Below are 21,022 nucleotides of genomic sequence, written 5' to 3' on the forward strand. Positions count from 1 at the left end.
GGACAAGCCAATGGCAGCAATAGGCGCAACATCAGCCCCCGCAGGCGAGGAAAATGCCTCGGTAGCCCTGCGCTGGTACGTGCTGTTCGTGATGATGCTGGCCTATACGATCAACATCGCGGACCGCTACGTGATGTCGACCGTGCTCGAGCAGATCCGGCTCGACCTGCACCTCAGCGATGGCGGCGTGGCCTTCCTCACCGGTGTTTCGCTGGCGCTGTTCTATGTCAGCATGGGCATTCCGCTTTCCTGGATCGCCGACCGCTACAACCGGCGCAACCTGCTCGCGATCTCGATCACCTTGTGGTCGGTGATGACCACGCTGTGCGGACTTTCGCGCGGCTATGTCCAGCTTCTGCTGGCGCGCATGGGTGTGGGCATCGGCGAGGCCGGCGGCACGCCTTCGTGCAACTCGATCATTTGCGACTATTTCCCCGCCGCCCGTCGTCCGATGGCGCTGACGATCTTCTGCCTCGGCGCGCCCATTGGCGCGTGGATCGGTGCGGACATGGCGGGTGCCGTGGCCCATGCCTATGGCTGGCGTGCGGCGTTCCTCGTGCTCGGCATTCCTGGCGTGCTGCTTGCGCTGCTCATCATGGCGACGATCCGCGAGCCCAAGCGCGGCTGCCTCGACGTGGTGCAGAGCGACGACAACCCGACCCTGATGGAAACAATGCGCTTCTGTCTGCAGCAGCGCTCGGCGGTTCACGTTATGATGGGCAGCGGGCTTTCCGCGCTGTGGGGCTGGGGCCTGATGTGGTTCATCCCGACGTTTCTGCAGCGGACTTACGGCCTCGACGTGGGCGCAGCCGGCGCCATCGTCGGGCCGATCCACCTCGTGATGGGCATCGGTGCGCCGCTGCTGACTGCGTGGATGCTGGCGCGCCCGTCCTACACCGATCCGCGCAAGATCGTCTATCTGCTGGGCGCGGTGACGGCGGTGGCAACGGTGCCCTCGATCCTCGCGATCTACACGCACAACCTTGCGCTCGCGACCGTTTCGCTGTGGCTGTTCATTCCGGGCATCTACTTCTACATCGGCCCCGCCTTCGCGCTCGGCCAGAATCTGGCGCCGCCGAAGATGCGCGCGATGTTCAGCGCGATTGCCCTGCTGATCGCGAACGTGTTCAACCTGATCGTCGCGCCGCAGGGCGTTGGCTTGCTGAGCGACTATTTTGCCGGCCCTGCTGGCCCCGATGCGGCATCACTGCGCTCGGCGCTGCTGATCCTTGCCCCCACGGGCTTCTGGGCCGCGTTCCATTACTTCATGGCGGCCAAAACGATCGTCGAAGACCAGAAGCGAGCCATCGGATATGTCTGAACTGAACCCCCTCCCCTCGTACATCAACGGCGCATGGGCCCTTCCCGCCACCTCGACAGCTGTTTTCGAGGCGATCAACCCCGCGACTGAAGAGCCCTGCGCGCGGGTAGCGCTGTGCGGGCCGGACGATGTGGACCGCGCGATGGCGGCAGCGCGCAGCGCGTTCGACGGCTATTCGTCGCTCAGCCTCGACGCGCGGCTGGCGCTGGTCGAAAAGCTGATCGCCGTGTTCGAAGCGCGCTATGACGAGATGGTCACCGCGATCAGCACCGAAATGGGCGCGCCCTACGATCTGTCCTTCAATGCGCAGGCCGAATGCGGGCCAGGCCACCTCAAGGAAACCGTGAAGGCTGCGCGCGAGATGGTGTGGGAGCGGCCGCTCGGCGGGCGCGGTCGGCAGGTGCATGAAGCCGTCGGCGTCTGCGCGCTGATCACGCCGTGGAACTGGCCGATCAACCAGCTTGCCGCCAAGATCGGCCCGGCGCTGGTTGCGGGCTGCACGATGGTGCTGAAGCCGAGCGAGATCGCACCGCTTTCCGCGCAGCTCTTCGCCGAATTCATCCACGAGGCAGGGTTCCCGGCGGGTGTGTTCAACATGGTCCACGGCACCGGCCCCGGCATCGGCGATGCGCTGACAAGCCATCCGGAAGCGGACATGGTCTCCTTCACCGGCTCCACCCGTGCGGGTATCCAGGTGGCCAAATCGGCGGCCGAGACGGTCAAGCGCGTCAGCCAGGAACTGGGTGGCAAATCGGCCAACGTGGTGTTTGCCGATGCGGGGCTGGAAGCAGCCATTGCACGCGGGGTGCGCCACTGCTTCAATAACTCGGGCCAATCCTGCAACGCGCCGACCCGCATGCTGGTCGAAGCTTCGGTCTATGAAGAGGCCGTCGCCATCGCAAAGAAGGTGGCCGAAAGCGTCAAGCTTGGCGATCCGATGGAGAAGGGTCCGCATCTCGGCCCGGTCGTCAGCAAAGTACACTACGACAAGATCCAGCGCCTGATCGAGGCCGGGATCGCCGAAGGCGCGACACTGGTGACAGGCGGCCCGGGCCGCGCTGATGGGTTCGACCGTGGCTACTATGTGAAGCCGACAATCTTCGCCGATGTGAATAACGAGATGACCATCGCGCGCGAGGAGATCTTCGGTCCGGTGCTCGCCATGATCCCGTTCGATGATGAGGCGGAGGCCATCCGCATCGCCAACGATACGCCCTATGGCCTTGCTGGCTATGTGCAGAGCGGCGACGTTGAGCGCGCCCGGCGCGTGGCCCGCAAGATCCGCGCCGGCAGCGTTTATGTGAACGGCGCGGGTCAGGACTATTGCTCGCCCTTCGGCGGCTACAAGCAATCGGGCAACGGGCGTGAATGGGGCGAATTCGGCCTCCACGATTACCTCGAAATCAAGGTGATCAACGGCTTCGAGGCCGCATGAAGCTCGCCGATATCGAGACATTCGTCGTCGGAAACCCGCCGCCGCATTTCGGCGGGCGCTACTTCGTGTTCGTGAAACTGACCACGGCCTGCGGGATCAGCGGGATCGGGGAGGCTTATTGCGTGCCGTTTTCGCCGCATCTTGTGGCGAAGATGATCGAGGACGTCTTCGCGCGCTATGCGGCGGGGCGCGAACCGCACGATATCGAAAACCTGTGGCGGCGCGTCTATTCAAGCGGGTTTACCCAGCACAGTGATCTTTCGCTGATGGGCGTGCTGAGCGCGCTGGAAATGGCCTGCTGGGATATCGTGGGCAAGGCGGCGGGGCAGCCGGTTTACAAGCTGCTCGGCGGGCAAGTGCATGAGCGGCTGCGGGCCTACACATATATCTACCCGCGCCCCGGCGATCAGACCGACGTCTACCACGATCCCGATCTCGCAGCGGAGCGTTCGGCGGAATATCTCGCCATGGGCTTTACCGCACTGAAGTTCGATCCGGCGGGGCCCTATTCGGCGTTCGACGGTCGGCAGTTGTCGCTGGAGGCGCTCGACCTCAGCGAGCGCTTTGCAAACACGCTGCGCGAGGCGGTCGGCAGCAAGGCAGATCTGCTGTTCGGCACGCACGGTCAGATGACAGCGGCAGGCGCAATCCGGCTGGCGAAGCGACTTGAAGCGGCAGATCCGCTGTGGCTCGAAGAACCAATCCCGCCCGATGCGCCCGAGGAAATGGCCAAAGTCGCGCGCGCGACTTCCATTCCCATCGCGACCGGTGAGCGGCTGGCGACCAAATACGACTTCGCGCGCCTGCTCGATGCTGGCAGTGCGGCGATCCTGCAGATGAACCTTGGGCGCGTGGGCGGGCTGCTAGAGGCGAAGAAGATCGCCGGCATGGCCGAAGTGCGCCACGTGCAGATTGCCCCGCACCTCTATTGCGGGCCAGTGGTGGGCGCAGCAAACATCCAACTTGCAACCGCGACACCCAACTTCCTGATCCTCGAAAGCATCGAGGAATGGGGCGGTTTCCATTCGGAAATCCTCAAGACTCCGATCCGCTTCGAAGAGGGCCACGTGATCCCGCCGACAGCGCCGGGCCTGGGCGTGGAACTGAACGAGGACGTGGCGCGCGCGCATCCCTATACCGGGGATATACTGCACCTGGAAATGACGCAGCATCCAGTAAGATGACCGAAACCTTCGATTATATCGTGGTGGGCGCAGGCACCGCCGGGTGCGTGCTGGCCAATCGGCTGACCGAGGACGGCCAGTCCACCGTTCTGCTGCTGGAGGCAGGCGGCAGCGATCTTTCGATCTGGATCCAGATGCCGATCGGCTATGGCCGCACCTTTTTCGACAAGCGCATCAACTGGATGTACGATACCGAAGCAGTGCCGGGGCTTGGCGGGCGCAGCAGCTACTGGCCGCGCGGCAAGGTGATCGGCGGCTCGGGCTCGATCAACGCGATGGTTTATGTGCGCGGGCAGCCGCGCGATTTCGATGACTGGCGCGCGGCGGGCAATTCCGGCTGGGGGTGGGACGACGTGCTGCCGTTCTTCACCAAGTCCGAGGATTTCGACCGCTACAGCGCGCACCACGGACGCGGCGGGCTGCAGCACGTAACGGAAATCACCCCGCACGTTCATCCCGTCTGCCATAGTTTTATCGAGACGGCAGAGGGCCTCGGTTTTCCGGTGACGAGCGATTTCAACGGGAGCAATCCCGAAGGCGTCGGGTTCTACCAGATCAATACGCGCGGCGGCTGGCGTGCCTCGACTGCCAATGCCTTCCTGCACCCGGCGCTGAAGCGCAAGAACCTCATGCTGCGCACAAAATCGCAGGCAACGCGGGTGCTGATTGAAGGCTCGCGGGCTGTTGGCATCGAGTACCGGCGCGGCGGCAAGCTGCATCAGGTGCGGGCGCGGCGCGAGGTCATCCTCTCGGGCGGCGCGATCAATTCGCCGCAATTGCTGATGCTGTCCGGCATCGGTGATGGCGCGGCGCTGGCGCAGCATGGCATTGGCGTGCAGTGCGATTTGCCCGCCGTGGGGCGCAATTTGCAAGACCATCTGGCGGTCTCCTATTTCTACAAGGTACGCACCGCCACGCTGAATGACGAGCTCCACCCGCTGCTCGGCAAGGCCCAGGCGGCGCTGCGCTTCGCATTCGACCGGCGCGGGCCGCTTTCGCTGAGCGTGAACCAGAGCGGCGGTTTTGTGCGCAGCGCGCCGGATGCGCCGAAGGTCGATTTGCAGCTCTATTTCAGCCCGGTGAGCTATACCAAGACGCCGCTCGCCGCGCGCAAGCTGCTCAATCCCGATCCGTTCTCGGCGTTCCTGCTTTCGTTCAATCCCTGCCGTCCGACGAGCCGGGGCCACCTGGCGCTGCGCTCAGCCGATCCGCTGGCCTATCCGGTGATCCAGCCCAACTACCTCTCGACCGAAACCGACATCGCAGAAGTGCTGGCGGGCAACCGCCTGCTGCGCCAGATCGCCGCAAGCCGCCCGCTGGCCGACATGATCACCGAGGAACTGATCCCCGGCCCGGCAGTGCAAACCGAGGAAGACCAGCTCGCCGATTTCCGCGCGCGGGCGGACACGGTCTATCACCCCACCGGCACCTGCGCGATGGGGCCAGACACGTTGACTTCGGTGGTCGATGCACGGCTGCGGGTGCACGGGACGGAAGGTTTGCGCGTGATCGATGCCTCGATCTTCCCCAACATCACCAGCGGCAACACCAATGCGCCGACGGTGATGGTGGCGGAAAAGGGCGCGGCAATGGTGCTGGAGGATGCGCGAAACTAGGGGTGCGCGAGAACAGGGACAGTCCGCCAAAAATGGGGACTGTCCCTATTTTTCATCAGCGGCGCGGAACCACTTCGTAGCCCTGCTCCTCCGGCTCATCATCGACCATCTGATCGGGAAAGCCCGTGCCCAGCACCTTGATGCCGACCGGTTCTTCATAGCGGCGGATGATGTTGGGCGAAAACTCGCGCGGGCCAAAGGCGGCTTCGCCTTCCTTGAACAGCCGCACGATCAGCGGGGACATTTCCACCGGCACGCCGGTTTCCTGCGCGATCTTGTCGAACAGGCCGACGTCCTTTGAGACGAGGTCCATCGTGAAGTTGATATCGCGGCTGCCGTTGAGGATAACCTGCGATTCCGTCTCGTGGACGAAGCTGTTGCCCGAGGAAATGCGGATCGCCTCGTACGTCGTGTTCATGTCGAGCCCGACCGCCTTGCACACCGTCAGCGCCTCGGCGAGCGCGACAAGGTGCGCTGTGCAGAGGAAGTTGGTCATGACCTTGAGCTGCGATGCGGTGCCCCAATCGCCGGTGTGCAGCACGCGGCGACCAAGCGTCGTGAGCACGGGCAGCACGCGCTCAAAGCCTTCGCGCGGGCCGGCGGCGAAGATCGAGATATTGCCGGTATCGGCGCGGTGGCAGCCGCCCGAGACGGGGCATTCCATGAACAGCCCGCCGCGCGCTTCGACCAGCGGGCCAAGGCGCAGAACTTCGGCATAATCGGTGGTGCTCATTTCCATCCACACCTGCCCCGGGCGCATCACGGCAAGAAAGCCGTCTTCGCCTTCGGCCACGGCAGCGCTGGCAGCAGGTGAAGGCAGGCAGGTGATGATCACATCCACCGCCTCGCCCAGCGCGGCAGGGCTCACCGCTTCCTTGGCACCGCGCGCGACATATTCGGCGACGAGCTCGGGATTGAGATCGCGCACGGTGACGTCATGGCCGTTGCGGATCAGGCTGCCTGCGAGCTTGCCGCCGACATTGCCGAGGCCGATGAAACCGATCTTCATGAGGAATTACACTCCGGGTATCAGCACGATCTTGCCGACGTGCTTCTTTTCAAGAAAGGCGCGCTGCGCCGCGACGATTTCGGAAAGCGGATATGTGGCCGCAACCACCGGCCTGATCTCGCCGCGCTCGATATAGCCTACGAGATTGGGAAACACCTCCGGATCGAGGATCGTGCAGCCGTAAAGCGTCAGGTCCTTGAGGTAGAGCGTGCGCAGATCAAGCTCGGCAATCGGGCCGGAGATCGCGCCCGCCACGCCGTAGCGGCCGCCGCGCTTGAGTGCATCGAGCAGGGCGGGAAAGCCCTCGCCGCCGGCAACATCGATCACCACATCGAACGTTTCGCACTCGAACCGGCACCCACGTGGTTCGACTTGGGTCGCACCCAGTGCGCGCACGCCGTCAGCCTTGTCGGTGCTGGCCAGCGCAGTGATTTCGGCCCCCCGGCGCTTGGCCAGCTGCACCGCCGCCGAGCCGACCCCGCCCGACGCCCCTGTAATCAGCACGCGTTCGCCCGCGGCCAGCGCAGTGCGGGTCAGCATGTTTTCCGCCGCCGAATAGGCACAAGGGAACGAGGCGAGTTCGACATCGGTCAGCGCAGTTTCGATGGGGTGCGCATGCGGAGCGGGAACGCGGGCAAATTGCGCAAAGCCGCCATCCACTTCGGAGCCGAAATAGGTGGCTTCGAAACGGCTCGCACCGCGGAACACCGGCTCGACCAGTACGCGTGTGCCGATGCGGGCGGGATCGATCCCCTCCCCTACGGCCACGATCCGGCCAGCAGCATCCGCGCCCTGAATGCGCGGAAACTGCGGAACTGCCCCGGTCCAGCCCGAATCTTCGGTTTTCGCCTCGGCAAAGCCGTCGTCGCCACCTGCTTCGGTGGCGACCGTAACAGCCTTCGAATACCACGCGGTGCGGGTGTTGATATCGGTGTTGTTGACCCCGGCCGCGCCGACACGGATCAGCACTTCGCCCCGGCCAGGCTGCGGCACGGATACATCGGTGCGGTAGGACAGGCATTCAAAGCCGCCGTTGCCGGTAAGCAGGACGGCGGACATGGTGGCGGGGACCGGCTCCATCGGGTCAGCCGATCGCCGGGAGCTGGGATTTAAGCCAATCAAAGTGCGCATAGGACATGCCGCGATAATCGTCCCACCCGCGCGCGGTTTTCTCCGCCACTTCGTCCGACAGCACATTCAGCGGCTGCCCGCTGGCATAGGCGAGCAGCAAGGTCTGCGCGGCCTTTTCGAAGAAGTAGAGGTCTTCGAAGGCTTCGGCCACCGTTGCGCCGGTGCAGGTGATCCCGTGATTGCCCATCAGCAGCGTCTTGTGATTGCCCAGCGCCGCAGCAAGGCGTTCGCCTTCTTCGGCCTCGTCGGCAATCCCGCCAAAACCCTGATCGATCGCAAGGCGATTGAAGAAACGCGCCGTGTTGTTGTCGAGCGGCAGCATGCGCGGATCGGCCAGCGTGGCCAGCGCCGTCGCGTGCGGCGGGTGGCAGTGGATGATCACGCGCGCGGCGGGGCACTGGCGGTGCACGGTGCCGTGGATCGTCCAGGCCGAAGCATCGGGCGCGTCGGGGCGGTTCATCACGTCCGGATCGTCGGCATCGAGCAGCATCAGGTCATCCGGCTTGATGCTGGCGAAATGCTGCCACTTGCGGTTCAAGAGGAACTGTTTGCCATCCGCCGAGACCGCCGCGCTGAAGTGATTGCCAACGGATTCCGACCAACCCATCAGCGCAGTGATGCGAAAGGCAGCCGCAAGATCTTCGCGCAGCGCCGCGACTTCGGCCTCGGTCACTTGAAGCGGCCTTCGCTCGTGAGCGCGCGGTAGGTGCTGCGCATCTCGCCGCGATCAGCATAAGTCCCGCGCAGATAGCGCGCGCCGCTGGTGGCGGAATAGGCTTCGCGCCCATGCACGATGCGGTGGTTGTCGAACACGATGCATTCGCCCGCATTGATGCGGAAGCGCATAAGGTACTTATCCGATTGCAGCATCCGGCCGAAGCGGCAGAACGCCGGGTAGTAGCGATCAAGCACATCCTGCGGCAGATCGAACACATCGGCCATGTGCTGGCTGATGGTGACGCCCGAAACCTCGCCGTGCGCGTCAAGCTCGATCACCCGCTGGCGCGAGCGGACGTCATAGGTGTCGTGCTCGCAGTAAAAGGGCACTTCGGTTTCGGCGAGGAGCTTGAACTCTTCCGGATAGAGTTCACGGAAGTCATTTGCGACCGCCACGCCGTCAAGGAACAGGTTGGCCCCGCCCTCCACGCTGTTGGCGCGGCAATGGAGGAACTGGACTCCGGGAGCCATGTCCTCGGCCGGGGTATCAGTGTGAAGTTCGAGCGCCTTGGCGGTGTAGGCAAGGTTGGTCGGTTCGATATGGGTCATCACATCAAAGTATTCGCCGAAGAACGTCGGGCGCACGTGGCCCATCAGCTTGACGAGATCGGTAAGGCCCTCGTCGCTGTCGGGCATGTCCGTCACCAGCGCGACGCCTTCGACGATCAGCGCTTTCAGCCATCCGGCGACCTTGGCCTTGTCGGCCATCAGCTCAGCTTGCGGGAAACGGGCGACGTTTGGATAGTGGTCGGCATACCACGCCCGGCGCGGCAGATCGGACGGATCGTGGCGGCGCTTGCCCTCGGCATAGCTGGCGAGCCAGCTCAGCGGATAGCGGCTCGTGTGGTTTTCGCCGTCCCATGCGATTTCAAGCGCATCGCCCACCACTTCCGCTCGGCGCGGGCGCGGCGCGGCATCCAGATGGAAGATATCGAACACACGCTCGCGCGTCTGGCTGTCGAACGAGGTGGGGCAGTTGTCGCGCAACCAGTAGTTGTTGAAATAGGCCGACTTGCCGCCGGGGAGCATGACTTCGAGCCCGGTTTCGGTGAGCGTGACCGGTGCTGCGGACGAGGTGGTGGTGGTCATGTATGCCCCCGCTGGGAAGTGTGGCGGCCTGTCTGCCGCTCTCTTGCACCGCGACATTAGCCCGGAATGGACCGGCCAAGCAGTGCATCATCAACAATCATATATCGGATCAATGACGGTAATGCACTCGCATCAGTTGCTGCCGAGGAGGTCTTCCGCCCACGGAAGCTGCGCGAGGACGGGGGGCAGGCTTTCCTTGCGGATCGTCTCCCCGGCGAGCTTGGCGGTCTCCATGGCGAGATCGCCCAATTCGCCCGCGCGGCTGACAACCTGGATGCGGCGGGCGAAGCGCGCGCGCGGCAGCGGCTCGACGCGCAGCTCCGGGATCAGCGCGGGCATCGCGGCAAGGCACAGCAGCGAGGTGATGCTCCAGCCGATGCCAAGCGCGACCGCGTTCAGCTGCTGCGGCACGATATCGACCTCGATCACGTTGGGCAGGCGCAGCCGCATGCGGGTCAGCTGGCTTTCGATCCGCTGCCCCATGCCGGTATCGAGCGAATAGCGCACGAACGGCAGGCCCTCTGCGGCAGCAATCGGATCGGCCACGCCGCGAAAGCCCGGCGGAAACACGAGCACGAAGGGATCATCGAGCACATCGTGGTGGACGACGCCTTCCTGCTTTTCGAGCACGCTGCTGCCGGTGATCAGGAGATCAACGCGCCGAGCGAGGAAATCCTGCTGCTGGTTGAGCGAGATGCCCGAGCGCACCCGCCAGCGCGCGACGCGGGGCCCCAGCCGATTGAGCAGCGGCCCGGTGAGCAGGATCGCCAGCGATTCCGCCATCGCCACGGTCACCTTGTCGATCGGCTGGTTGGCGCCTTCGCGCACCTCATCGACCATCGTGCGCGCTGTGGCGAGCAAGTGCGTTGCACGTTCATATAGCGCGCGGCCTGCGGGCGTGAGGCCAAGCGGGCGCAGGGCGCGATCAAACAGAGTTGCACCGATGCCCTGCTCCAGCCGTGCGATGGTCTGCGAGACGGCGGACTGGGTGATGCGCAGCTGCTGGGCGCTCGCGGTCATCCCGCCCAGTTCGACGGTGAGGACGAAGACTTCCAGCGCGTGGAAATCGAACTCGGCGGGGAGCAGCATCGGACCTCACAATAAAATTGCGTGAACCCTCATATTATAAACTGTTATCCTGCGGCAAGAACGTTCGTGCAAGCAACGCGGATTGACGTAGATCAATGCGCGGAGCAAAATGCCAATGTCGCAAGGGAGTAGCCGAGATCGCGCCTGATCGCCTCATCAACCGCCGCTGGCTGCCGCTGAACGCACTCCGCGCGTTCGAGGCGGTGGGACGGCACATGAGCTTCACCGCAGGCGCGCAGGCGCTCACCGTGTCGCAGAGCGCGATGAGCCGACATGTCAGCAGCCTGGAGGACCTGATCGGCCGCCCGCTGTTCGAGCGCGGCCCGACCGGGCTCAAGCTGACTCCGGCGGGCTCGATCCTGCTTCCGGTCGTGAGCAAGTGCCTCGACCGGATGGAGCAGACGATCAACACGATCCGCAACAAGGATCTCGAAAGCCGGCCGATCCGGCTGCACATTCCGCCTTCCCTGCTCTACCAGAACGCACTGCCGCTGCTGGCCCAGTTCCACAAGGAACACCCCGAGATCCGCATCGACGTGGTGACCTCGAACGTCACCGGCGCCCCGCGCGACAACGTGGACATGGCGGTGGTGTTCGACCGGCCCAATGTCGATGACAGCGTGGCTGACCTCTTGTGGATGGTTCGCGTTGCCCCGTTGTGCTCGCCCGAAACGGCCGTCACCCACAAGGGCAAGAGCCTCGAGCAGTTCCTCCACGACAACGAATTGCTGCATGTGAAGCTGGAAGGCGAACCGCGCGGTCTGCTGTGGTCGAGCTATGCGGCGCAGCAGCGCCTCGCGATCGAAGCGGGCGACGGGCTCGCGTTTGATACCGCGTTTTCAGCGGTGCGCTATGCCATCGGGGCTTCGGGCGTCGTGCTCGCGGATATCGACATGTTCGCGCAGGAAATCGCAAGCGGGCAGCTGGTCATGCCATACGACCGCGTTTCAGCGGATGGCTTTGGCTACTATCTCAAGACCCACGCCGAAGACCTCGGCGATCCGGCGATCTACCTCCTGCGCGAGTGGATCATCCGGCACTTCTCGAACAGCATGGGCCGAGATGCTCCTGCCCCGACCGAGATGGTGCCGGAAATGCGCGGCTGAGGGCTAACCTTCGTCGAAGCGTTGACAGCGATCCAGAGCCGTCGCGCCTTGCTGCCCTGGATCCCCGCCTTCGCGGGGATGACGAGGTTTGTATCTCGTCTTGTCCAGCTATCCTTCGTCATCCCCGCGAAGGCGGGGATCCAGAGCGGCTTGGCATAGCGCTTCGGATCGTGCGGCAATGCCATGCCGACGAAGCTCATGTGACAGGCTTAAGGTGACGGCGGCAAATGCTTCAGCAACAGCCCGTCCTGGTGGTCCTTGACGAAGCCCTTCCACGTCGGGTTCGCGCCGCCTTCGCTCACCGCATCGTAGCGCTTGTCATCGCTCGTCCACTTCGCGCCATCAGATTCCTCTGACGGCACGGCGAGATACTCGGCCTTGGCCGCCTCACCCTTGAGCTGCAGATCGAGGAAGGCGGTGATGAAGTGGAGCGCGATGCTGTTGACACGCGGCTTGCGCCACATGCGGTCCTCGAACCAATCGAAATCCCAAACGGTGCCGCGCATTTCCGCCGGCGCGGGATTGGTGCCGATGGCGTGTCCAGCGCCCTTCAGCGCGAGCAGCCAGCGGTCCGAACCCTTGGCATCGCGGAAGATCGCGGCGGGGCCGGGATCATAGCCCACAGTGCGGTCCGCCGTGCCGGCCACGATGAGCAGCGGTGCCTTGATGCCAGACAGACCGGTTGCGCCCCAGGCCGCCCAAGGCGCGCCGCCTGCGGGCGCGATGGCGACAACCGCCTTGATTGCTGGGTCATGCAGTGCGGCCGCTTCCGCGCCGTTTCCGGTATAGCGCTCGACCAGCACGGAGGGCAGCCGTTTGACCGCAGGGCTTCCAGCATCAAGCGCTGCCCCGGCCACGGTCAGCGCGCCATAGCCGCCGAACGAATAGCCCGCAAGCGCGATGCGGTTGGTATCGCCGAGGTTCCCAAGCAGTCCATTGCGGATGCGGCGCAGCACGTAAGTGATATCGAGCGGGCGGCGGATCAGCGTAGCGGGCGTTTTCGCCGTGTCCGTGATCGCCGGATCATGGTGCCGGATCGCGACGACGACATAACCCTTGGTCGCGAGGTTCTCACCCAGCCACGAGAGCATCACCGGATCGTTGTTGTAGCCATGCGAGAGCAGCACGATCGGATAGCCCTGCCCTGCAGGCCTCGCATCGGTCACCGCAAGCGCGGGGACCGTGAAATAGGCCGGCGGCTTGGGCGGCTCCGAGACGAGGCTCGCCCGGTAGGTCGCGCGCCGGTCCTTGGGGCCAACGCAGGCGGGATACCAGATCACCAGCGGCATCGTCCGATCGGCGCGCACCAGCGCGCCTTTGGCAAGGCTGCCGAGCGGATCGACCGCGTCCTTGTCGACCACGGTCTTCTCGATCACGCCAACGCCGTTGGGGCCGAGCGCCGCAAGTGCGGGCGCGCCGACTTCGGGAATGCTGGGTGGGGGCGCCGCTTGCGCGGGTGCCGCAGCGACGGACGAGGCGGTAAGCATCGCCGCGAAAACGGAGAGCGGCCTCAAGCGCGAATCGTCCGAAATGCCGGGCGGCAGGCATCGCAAGGCCCGCATCCGGCGTGAATCGATGGGTTCTCCCGGTCAATCGCCGGGTATGGCCTTGCCTCTCGCATAGCCCCTGTTACCGCATTTACCTGCAGTTACGCCATCTTGTATTCGCATCCCCGGTTGCGCTAGCTGCATTTGTCCGACCACGCGCGCGTGGCTAAGGAGCGGACGCCACCACATCAGTGCCGCAATGGCAGGCAGGAGCAACCACGTGCCGGATCCGGAAACCTATGACCTGCTGATCGTCGGCGGGGGGATCAATGGCGCGGGGATTGCCCGCGATGCCGCCGGGCGCGGGCTTTCGGTGCTGCTGGTCGAGCAGGAAGACCTTGCCAGCCACACCTCATCGGCCAGCACCAAGCTGATCCACGGGGGGCTGCGCTATCTCGAATACTACGAGTTCCGCCTTGTGCGCGAAGCCCTGATCGAGCGCGAGCGGCTGCTGGGCATGGCCCCGCACATTATCTGGCCGCTCGCTTTCGTGCTGCCGCAGATGAACTCCCCCCGCCCCGCCTGGCTCGTGCGGCTGGGGCTGTTCCTTTACGACCATCTCGGCGGCCGCAAGAAGCTGCCGGCAACGCGTACGGTGAACCTTGCACGATCGGTGCTGGGCAATGGCCTGAAGCCGGGCGCGAAAACGGCGTTCGTCTATTCCGATTGCTGGGTCGAGGACAGCCGCCTCGTTGTGCTCAACGCGCGCGATGCGGCGGAGCGCGGCGCGCGGATCGAGACGCGCACCAAGCTGGTTTCCGCGATGCGCGAGGGCGCGCTGTGGAAGGCAGAGATCGCCAGCGGTAGCGGAACCCGCACGGTGCTGGCGCGCGGCCTTGTCAACGCGGCGGGCCCGTGGGTCGAGGATGTGCTCCAGCGCGCGGCCAGCGCCAGCCAGGATCGCGGCGTGCGCCTGATCAAGGGCAGCCACATCATCGTGCCCAAGCTCTACGAAGGCGATCACGCCTTCCTGCTCCAGAACCCGGACCGCCGCGTCGTTTTCGCGATCCCATACGAGCACGATTTCACGCTGGTCGGCACCACCGACGAGCCGTGGGAGCAGCTTCCCGGCAAGGCGCAGATCTCGCCCGAGGAAACCGACTACCTGTGCGAGACGGTGCGCCGCTATTTCTCGCGCGAGATCCACCCGAAGGATGTGGTGTGGAGCTATGCCGGCATCCGCCCGCTCTATGACGATCACGCGGCGAATGCCTCGGCAGTGACGCGCGACTATGTGCTCGATCTCGATGGCGGCGACGGCAAAGCGCCGCTGCTCAGCGTGTTCGGCGGCAAGATCACCACCTATCGCAAGCTCGCCGAGCATGCGCTGGAAAAGCTGGTGCCCTTCTATCCGGGCGCCACAGGGGACTGGACCGCCGGTGTCGACTTGCCCGGCGGTGATATTCCCGGCGATGACTTCGAAGCCTTCGCCGCGCAGCTGGCATCCGCGCATCCCGGCCTGCCGCGCGCGCTGCTCACCCGGCTCGCCCGCGCTTATGGCACGCGCGCGCGGGCCATCCTGGGCACTGCGCAGACCATGGAATCGCTCGGCGCCGATTTCGGCGGCGGCCTGACCCAGGCTGAAGTCGATTATCTCGCTGTGCAGGAATGGGCCTGCACCGCCGAAGACGTGCTCTATCGCCGCAGCAAGCTGGGCCTCCATGTGCCGCCAGGCACGGCGGATGCAGTCGAGGCTTATCTTGCGGGGCAAAATCCCAGAACGAGCGCGCCAAACGCTTAACCAACAGGAACCGCGCAGGCGTGCGGCTTGCCATGGTTGATAAGCGGTAAGCCCCGCAAAACGGCGCTTTGGCGCTGCGGGATAGTCCGCGCGGGGGTTTAGACGCACCTTCAGACGGTGTTGGCATTGCTGAATGGGTCATCCCTTACCGCGCGAGCCCCAGCCCCATGCCCCGCTTTACCGACCTTTCCACCGTCGCGCGCATCGGCGCCAGCACCAAACCCTTCATCAACGCGCTGCTCCCCTCGCAGGCGGCGTTCCGGGTGGTCTGGTCGGGCAAGGATTCCGCCGGCACCACGCAGGTAAGCTACAGCTTCCCCTGGGCGGACGGCGCCGCCAGCCAGTTCGCCAACCCCTATGGGCGCGGTGAAAACACGGCGGCGGTAACGGGCGCGGTGACAAGCGGGCAGGCCGCGATGATCACCAAGGCCTTCGGCGCCTGGTCGGAGATTGCCAACATTACCTTCACGCAAGTGGCAGAGACCGCTGGCGGCACGGTCGGCGATATCCGAATCGCCTTCTCCTCGGCGGTTTCAGCGGGGTACTGGGGCTATTCCCTCGGCGTATCGGACGGGCGCAGCAATGCGCACGGCGATATCTGGATCGATGATGCCATCATCGGCCAGTCCTTTGCGCCGGGCACCTACAACTACATGGCGATGCTGCACGAGATCGGCCACAGCCTCGGCCTCAAGCATCCGTTCGAGGCGCCCAAGATCCCGGCGGGATACGACAACCAGCGCTACACGATCATGTCGTATACCGCGCCCGAGAAGGTGTGGTGGACAAACCCCGCAACGGGGATCGCCGAGTTCCTCGTCAAGACGCCGATGGTCTACGACATTCAGGCGATCCAGGCGCTCTACGGCGCGAATATGACGACGCGGACCGGCAACGATACCTATGCCTTCAATCCCGCCGCGCCTTCGTTCGAGGCGATCTGGGATGCGGGCGGAACGGACACGTTCAGCGTCGCAGCGTTCACCAACGGCTGCACGGTGGACCTGACGCCGGGGGCCTATTCGTCGCTGGCGTACAGCGGCGTTTCACTCACCAACAACATCGGCATCGCGTTTGGCTGCTCCATCGAGAACGCGATCGGCGGCGCGGGCGCGGATACGCTGCTGGGCAACGAACTTGCCAACACCCTCGATGGCGGCGCGGGAGCGGACACGCTGCGCGGCAATGGCGGCAACGATGCGTTGCTGGGCCGCGTCGGGAACGACCTGCTCGATGGAGGAGCGGGCAACGACACGCTTTCCGGCGGCGAGAATGACGACGTGCTGATCGGCGGAGCTGGGAATGACACACTCGATGGCGGCGCGGGCAACGATACGGCGAGCTATGCCTCGGGCAGCGCGGCCGTCCGCGTGAGCCTTGCCATCAGCGGAGCGCAGGCCACCGGCGGCGGCGGAAACGACACATTGATCGGGATCGAGAACCTCATTGGCGGCACTGGGGCAGACATTCTCATCGGCGATGGCGCGGCCAATGTGCTCGACGGCGGGAACGGGGCGGATCAATTGATCGGCGGTGGCGGCAGCGATATCCTGATCGGCGGCGGCGGTCGAGATATGCTCGAAGGCGGCGAAGGCGGCGACGTGTTCCGCTTTGCGGCGATGGGCGACCTTTCCGGCACCACCGTGACGAGCGCCGATACGATCCTCGATTTCAGCCGCGCGCAGGGGGACCGGATCGATCTTTCCGGCATCGACGCCGTGAAGCAGACCAGCGCCGTCAACGACGCCTTCACGTGGATCGGCAGCGGGGCCTTCACCAAGGCTGCGGGTCAATTGCGCTACGTCGTGACCAATGGCGTCGGCCTCGTCAGCGGCGATATCGACGGCAACGGCACGGCGGACTTCGCGATCCGGATCGAAAAGGCACCGGCCCTCACCGGCCTCGATTTCATCCTCTAACTGCGCACCACCTTGAGCGGCACGCCCTGATACGACAGGCCGGACAGCAGGCTTTCCTGTTTCATGATCACGCTGCCCGGGCCGACATGCGCGCCCTCGCCCACCACGCAGCCATAGAGCGGTACGGTGCCGGCACCGATCGTCGCGCCCGCCATGATCTTCACCTTGTCCACCTTGAGCACGCGGTCCTCGAAGGTGTGCGCCTGGAAGAACGCCGTTACCGTCGCGCCGTCCCCGATCTCGATCATGTCGGGATCGACGACTTGCGAGAACTGCGGCCCCAGCACCGCGCGCTTGCCGATCTTGAGACCCATCAGGCGCAAGTAGATCGTCAGCAGGAACGTGCCCTCAAGCTGCTGCAGGATCGCATTGGCATAGCGCGCCCAGGCCACGAACACGAAGTCCCACCGGCTGGCCCAGCAGGACCACAGCGCGTGCTGGCCCGGCTTCACCCGGCCCATCAGCGTCCACTTGAGCACAGTGACCGCGAGCAGCAGCGCAAGCAGCGGGGCCAGCGTCGCCAGCGGAATCACGATCAGTGCGAACTCGAGGTCGTTCGCTTCCGGCGCGCCTTCCACCAGCAGTTTGTACCACAGCACCGTTGCCAGCAGCGTGCCGACCGGCAGCACGAAGCGCAGCATTTCCCAGAACACGCGGTTGCAATAGCGGATCAGCGAGGGATCATGCGTAAGGCTGCGGTCCATCTCCACCACCTGCCGGCGCGGCAGATCGAAGCTAGGCCGCCCGAAGCGGGATTGGCCGGTGGCGATTTCATTGGCGTGGGCGACCGTGCTGATACCGATCAGAATATCGTCCGGCAGCACTTCGCCCGCCGGGATCACCGCATGGTTGCCAAGGAAGGTGTTGCGCCCGAGCACGATCGGCGCGAGCCGCACCGTGCCGCGCGTGATCTCCGGTCCGCCGAGGTAAATGCCGTCGGCAAAGAAGGTCTCCGCACCGATGGTGACGAGTTCGGGCGTCACATCGAAGATTGTGCTGATCTCGCACTTTTCGCCGATATTCGCGCCCGCAAGCCGCAGCCATTGCTTCCAGAACAGCGTGCCTGAAAGCCACTGCCCGGCATTGAACGTCGCAGCCGATTTCAGCCAGACGCGGATGTAGGCAAGGCTCCAGCGGTCGATCACTCCGGGCTTCACGCGGCCCATCGCGCGGACCATCAGCGCGCTCCAGACAAGGCTGACGGGCACACTGACCACAGTCACCCCGAAGACGACCGCGAGCACCTGCGGATCGAGCTTCGGCGCGTAGATCCAGACCCAGATTTCTTCCGAGCCGACACCGAGGAGGTAGCACAGCAGCAAGGCAAGAAGACCGGCGGGCAGCGCGCCGAGCATCGTCGCGATCCCTTCAGCGGCCAAGGTCGCCAGGCCGTGCATGACAGGGTTGAGGTGCAAACCAGCGCCGGTAAGCGCAGGCGCTTCGGGTGCCGGGCCGACGCGGCCGGCCGGCACGCCGTCCCAAAGCTCGCATGGCGGCACCGTGGTGCCCGGGTTCACCACCGAGAGCGGCGCAATCACGCTGCCCGCGCCGATGCGGCAATTCTGCTCCACCGTGGCGCGCGTCTGCAGGGTGGCATCGGCCTCGATCACGATGCGCCCGACGACGATATCGCCCCGGTCGTATTCGACGAGGCCGATATGGGCGTCCTGCCCCAGCGTCACGTTGTCGCCGATCTCAAGCAGATCCCAGCCGCCGCGATGGAGATGAACGCCGCGATGGATATGCACGCCGCGCCCGATCTTGGCGCCCAGCAGGCGCAGCACCGCGTTCTGGAATACCGTGCCTGAAAGCATCGGCCACGGAATCAGCCGCGCCGATTGCACGGTGACCCAGTGGCGGAGGTAATAGGTGCTCCAGACCGGCGCGCGGACCGGACGGTAGCGCCCAAGCGCGATCCACTTCACGAGGAGCGTGAACCCCACCGAAACCGGCAGATAAAGCGCAACGCCCGCCACCGTGATCAGCGGCGTGAGCAGCACGAAGGCAACAAGATCGAGCTTGTCGAACAACAGCGGAAACAGCACCCAGGCGGCAGCCCAGCTCACCCAGCCGCCAAAGGCAATTTCTCCAGCCAGCCAAGCGATCTGGACGATATTGGCGAGAACCGGCCGTGCCTCGCCCTCGCGCACCAGCACGGGCGCTCTATGCTGCGCAGCATTGGCGGAAGCGGCATTTGCTTCCTCACCCAGTGCGGCGAGCGCGCGGATGGTGCGCGCCGCATAGATATCGCTGACCGTGACCCAGTCTCCGGCGCCGCCCTCGCGCAGCAGCGTGACCAGCAGCGCGGCGCTCAGGGAGTCGCCGCCGAGGTCCTCGAAGAAATCGTCTTCGACCGACACGCCGTCAGGACGTGTCAGGATATCGGCGACGGCGGCGGCAAGCGCGGCTTCGAGCGGGGTCGCCGACGGCACGATATCGCGCACAGGCCCCGCATCGGCGGAAAAGGTCATCGCAGGCAGCGCCGCGCGGTTGAGCTTGCCGCCAACCGTGGTTGGAAGCTCGGCGAGCATGCCGATGCGGCGGGGCACCATGTAGCTCGGCACCGTGCTGGAAAGCTGCGTGCGCAGATCGTCCAGATCGAGCGCGTCCACGCCCTCGCCCGGCACGACATAGGCGACGAGTTCGGGCACGCCGCCGGCTTCCTGCAGCCGCGCTGCCGCCGCGCGCACGCCGGGCAGCGCGGCAAGGCGCGCCTCGATCTCGCCGAGTTCGACGCGGTAGCCACGGATCTTGACCTGCGCGTCGATGCGCCCATGGTAGAACAGGTTGCCGTCCGGCTCGCGGTGGACGAGGTCCCCAGTTCGGTAGATCCGCCCGCAGGTGGGGTGATCGACGAACTTCTCGGCAGTCAGGTCCTCGCGGTGGCGATAGCCGCGTGCAACGCCCGCGCCGCCCATGCACAGCTCGCCCTGCTCGCCCTCTGCGACCGGCTCAAGGTCTTCGCCCAGCACGAAGGCCTCCATTCCCGGCACCGGGCGGCCGATGGTGATCGGCCCGCCGGGGACAATGTCACCGCGCAGGCAGGTCACCGCACATTCCGTGGGGCCATAGCCGTTGACCATGCGGCGACCCTTGGCCCAGCGGTCGGCTATGTCACGCGGCAGCGCCTCGCCGCCAACGTAGAGCAGCCTCAGATCGGGCAGTGCCGCTTCGGGATCGCGGCAACCGCTGCTACGCAGCAAAGTCGGCGGCGGGCAGAACACGGTGGCGCGTTCGCGCTGAAGCCATGCGACGATATCGGGGCCAAGCCGCGCGGCCTCGTCGTCCATCACTACCAGCGTCGCACCGGAGGCGAACGCCAGCCAGATTTCCTCGATCGAGGAATCGTAGGCCGCAGACGAACCCTGGATCACGCGGTCTGCGGGCGTAAGACCGAATTCAGCGAGATCGGATGCAACAAGATTGGCCACATTGCGGTGCTCGACCATCACGCCCTTGGGCTTGCCGGTCGTGCCGCTGGTATAGATCACATAGGCCAGCTGATCGGGGCGCACTTCGGTAGGCAGCGTCGCGCCTGCAGGCGGCGCCTCCATTGCAAGCTCTGCCGCCAGAAGCAGTGGCACCGCGCCCGCTATGGGCCCAAGCCGCTGCGCACCGACCGCATCGGTCAGCACCGCGACCGCATCAGCATCCTCTAGCACTTCGGCGATGCGGTCATCGGGAAACGAAGGATCGATCGCGGTATAGGCGCCGCCCGCCTTGAGCACGGCGATCTGCGCCACATAAAGCATCGGCGAAGTGCGTGGCAGCTGCAGCGCGACGATCCGCTCCGGTTGGAGCCGCGGCGCGAGATGAAGCGCGAGCCGGTCAGTCAGCGCCGCAAGCTCGGCGTACGTCATCACCTGCCGTTCGGGACGGGTGCGCGCTGGCGGCACCTCGATCGCGGTGCCATCCGGATAGCGCGCAGATGCTTCGGCAAGGAACGCGTGGAGCAAGGCTGGATGGACTTGGGGTGCTGGGAGCATGGCGCCCCTCTATCGCTGCGGCAAAGGCGGTCAAGCGATGGATAGCCCCGAATCCGTGGAGCAAGTCCCCATGCCATGGGGATTTTGCGCCCAGCGGAGCCTTGTGCCAGAACGGGTGCATCGCATCGAAGC

14 protein-coding genes are annotated in these 21,022 nt (G+C 65.1%); 7 read left to right on the plus strand and 7 right to left on the minus strand.

What is annotated here, in order from left to right; genetic code table 11:
* The first annotated feature begins 10 nt into the window (after nucleotides 1-10).
* The 4 genes from ACO06X_RS02745 to ACO06X_RS02760 are packed head-to-tail and all read left to right on the plus strand — an operon-like array spanning nucleotide 11 to nucleotide 5,556.
* A complete protein-coding gene (locus tag ACO06X_RS02745; protein WP_421838475.1) occupies nucleotides 11-1,321 on the plus strand; it encodes a spinster family MFS transporter in 1,311 nt (436 codons plus the stop codon).
* A complete protein-coding gene (locus ACO06X_RS02750; RefSeq protein ID WP_421838476.1) occupies nucleotides 1,314-2,756 on the plus strand; it encodes an aldehyde dehydrogenase family protein in 1,443 nt (480 codons plus the stop codon). Before ACO06X_RS02745 ends, ACO06X_RS02750 begins: the two co-directional genes overlap by 8 nt.
* Nucleotides 2,753-3,940 (plus strand): mandelate racemase/muconate lactonizing enzyme family protein, encoded by a 1,188-nt coding sequence (locus ACO06X_RS02755; RefSeq protein WP_421838477.1) that lies wholly within the window; start codon nucleotides 2,753-2,755, stop codon nucleotides 3,938-3,940. Before ACO06X_RS02750 ends, ACO06X_RS02755 begins: the two co-directional genes overlap by 4 nt.
* Entirely contained in the window at nucleotides 3,937-5,556 is a 1,620-nt protein-coding gene (locus ACO06X_RS02760) for a GMC family oxidoreductase (RefSeq protein ID WP_421838478.1), read from the plus strand. The genes ACO06X_RS02755 and ACO06X_RS02760 overlap by 4 nt, the downstream gene beginning before the upstream one ends.
* A gap of 55 nt (nucleotides 5,557-5,611) precedes the next feature.
* Here ACO06X_RS02760 and ACO06X_RS02765 read toward each other — a convergent pair whose 3' ends face one another.
* The 5 genes from ACO06X_RS02765 to ACO06X_RS02785 all read right to left on the minus strand — a co-directional run bounded on the left by ACO06X_RS02765 (nucleotide 5,612) and on the right by ACO06X_RS02785 (nucleotide 10,591).
* Nucleotides 5,612-6,565, minus strand: a complete 954-nt coding sequence (locus ACO06X_RS02765; RefSeq protein ID WP_421838479.1) for an NAD(P)-dependent oxidoreductase — start codon at nucleotides 6,563-6,565, stop codon at nucleotides 5,612-5,614.
* Between the two features lie 6 nt (nucleotides 6,566-6,571).
* A complete protein-coding gene (locus ACO06X_RS02770) occupies nucleotides 6,572-7,645 on the minus strand; it encodes an alcohol dehydrogenase family protein (protein ID WP_421838480.1) in 1,074 nt (357 codons plus the stop codon).
* A gap of 4 nt (nucleotides 7,646-7,649) precedes the next feature.
* Nucleotides 7,650-8,369 carry a class II aldolase/adducin family protein gene (locus tag ACO06X_RS02775; protein ID WP_421838481.1) on the minus strand — a complete coding sequence of 240 codons (720 nt, stop codon included), beginning with the start codon at nucleotides 8,367-8,369 and terminating at the stop codon, nucleotides 7,650-7,652.
* Nucleotides 8,366-9,502, minus strand: a complete 1,137-nt coding sequence (locus ACO06X_RS02780) for a TauD/TfdA family dioxygenase (RefSeq protein ID WP_421838482.1) — start codon at nucleotides 9,500-9,502, stop codon at nucleotides 8,366-8,368. Before ACO06X_RS02780 ends, ACO06X_RS02775 begins: the two co-directional genes overlap by 4 nt.
* A gap of 132 nt (nucleotides 9,503-9,634) precedes the next feature.
* On the minus strand, nucleotides 9,635-10,591 hold the full coding sequence (locus ACO06X_RS02785; RefSeq protein WP_421838483.1) for a LysR family transcriptional regulator: 957 nt from the start codon (nucleotides 10,589-10,591) through the stop codon (nucleotides 9,635-9,637).
* A gap of 176 nt (nucleotides 10,592-10,767) precedes the next feature.
* On the opposite strand from ACO06X_RS02785, the gene ACO06X_RS02790 reads away from it, so the two are divergent.
* On the plus strand, nucleotides 10,768-11,697 hold the full coding sequence (locus ACO06X_RS02790) for a LysR family transcriptional regulator (RefSeq protein WP_421839842.1): 930 nt from the start codon (nucleotides 10,768-10,770) through the stop codon (nucleotides 11,695-11,697).
* A 209-nt stretch (nucleotides 11,698-11,906) separates the two neighbouring features.
* Here the strand turns inward: ACO06X_RS02790 and ACO06X_RS02795 are convergent, their stop codons facing one another.
* Entirely contained in the window at nucleotides 11,907-13,211 is a 1,305-nt protein-coding gene (locus ACO06X_RS02795) for an alpha/beta hydrolase family protein (RefSeq protein ID WP_421838484.1), read from the minus strand.
* Nucleotides 13,212-13,443: 232 nt separating this feature from the next.
* Here ACO06X_RS02795 and ACO06X_RS02800 point away from each other — a divergent pair, with 232 nt between their 5' ends.
* Both ACO06X_RS02800 and ACO06X_RS02805 read left to right on the plus strand, forming a co-directional pair.
* Nucleotides 13,444-14,985: a glycerol-3-phosphate dehydrogenase gene (locus tag ACO06X_RS02800; protein WP_421838485.1), complete on the plus strand. Its 1,542-nt coding sequence runs from the start codon at nucleotides 13,444-13,446 to the stop codon at nucleotides 14,983-14,985.
* Between the two features lie 167 nt (nucleotides 14,986-15,152).
* Complete coding sequence (locus ACO06X_RS02805) at nucleotides 15,153-16,904, plus strand: M10 family metallopeptidase (protein ID WP_421838486.1); 1,752 nt, start codon at nucleotides 15,153-15,155, stop codon at nucleotides 16,902-16,904.
* Here the strand turns inward: ACO06X_RS02805 and ACO06X_RS02810 are convergent.
* The gene (locus ACO06X_RS02810) at nucleotides 16,901-20,890 is read right to left on the minus strand and encodes an amino acid adenylation domain-containing protein (protein ID WP_421838487.1); all 3,990 of its coding nucleotides are present in this window, start codon (nucleotides 20,888-20,890) and stop codon (nucleotides 16,901-16,903) included. The two genes, ACO06X_RS02805 and ACO06X_RS02810, sit on opposite strands and share 4 nt — an antisense overlap.
* Between the last annotated feature and the right edge of the window lie 132 nt (nucleotides 20,891-21,022).

Source organism: Novosphingobium sp. (genome assembly GCF_965229225.1).
In the GTDB taxonomy this organism is placed as follows: Bacteria; Pseudomonadota; Alphaproteobacteria; order Sphingomonadales; family Sphingomonadaceae; genus Novosphingobium.

Coding starts and splice junctions, on each gene's coding strand:
- ACO06X_RS02745 (WP_421838475.1), top strand. CDS start 11: ATGGCAGCAATAGGCGCAACATCAGCCCCCGCAGGCGAGGAAAATGCC.
- ACO06X_RS02750 (WP_421838476.1), top strand. CDS start 1,314: ATGTCTGAACTGAACCCCCTCCCCTCGTACATCAACGGCGCATGGGCC.
- ACO06X_RS02755 (WP_421838477.1), top strand. CDS start 2,753: ATGAAGCTCGCCGATATCGAGACATTCGTCGTCGGAAACCCGCCGCCG.
- ACO06X_RS02760 (WP_421838478.1), top strand. CDS start 3,937: ATGACCGAAACCTTCGATTATATCGTGGTGGGCGCAGGCACCGCCGGG.
- ACO06X_RS02765 (WP_421838479.1), bottom strand. CDS start 6,565: ATGAAGATCGGTTTCATCGGCCTCGGCAATGTCGGCGGCAAGCTCGCA.
- ACO06X_RS02770 (WP_421838480.1), bottom strand. CDS start 7,645: ATGGAGCCGGTCCCCGCCACCATGTCCGCCGTCCTGCTTACCGGCAAC.
- ACO06X_RS02780 (WP_421838482.1), bottom strand. CDS start 9,502: ATGACCACCACCACCTCGTCCGCAGCACCGGTCACGCTCACCGAAACC.
- ACO06X_RS02785 (WP_421838483.1), bottom strand. CDS start 10,591: ATGCTGCTCCCCGCCGAGTTCGATTTCCACGCGCTGGAAGTCTTCGTC.
- ACO06X_RS02800 (WP_421838485.1), top strand. CDS start 13,444: ATGGCAGGCAGGAGCAACCACGTGCCGGATCCGGAAACCTATGACCTG.
- ACO06X_RS02805 (WP_421838486.1), top strand. CDS start 15,153: ATGCCCCGCTTTACCGACCTTTCCACCGTCGCGCGCATCGGCGCCAGC.
- ACO06X_RS02810 (WP_421838487.1), bottom strand. CDS start 20,890: ATGCTCCCAGCACCCCAAGTCCATCCAGCCTTGCTCCACGCGTTCCTT.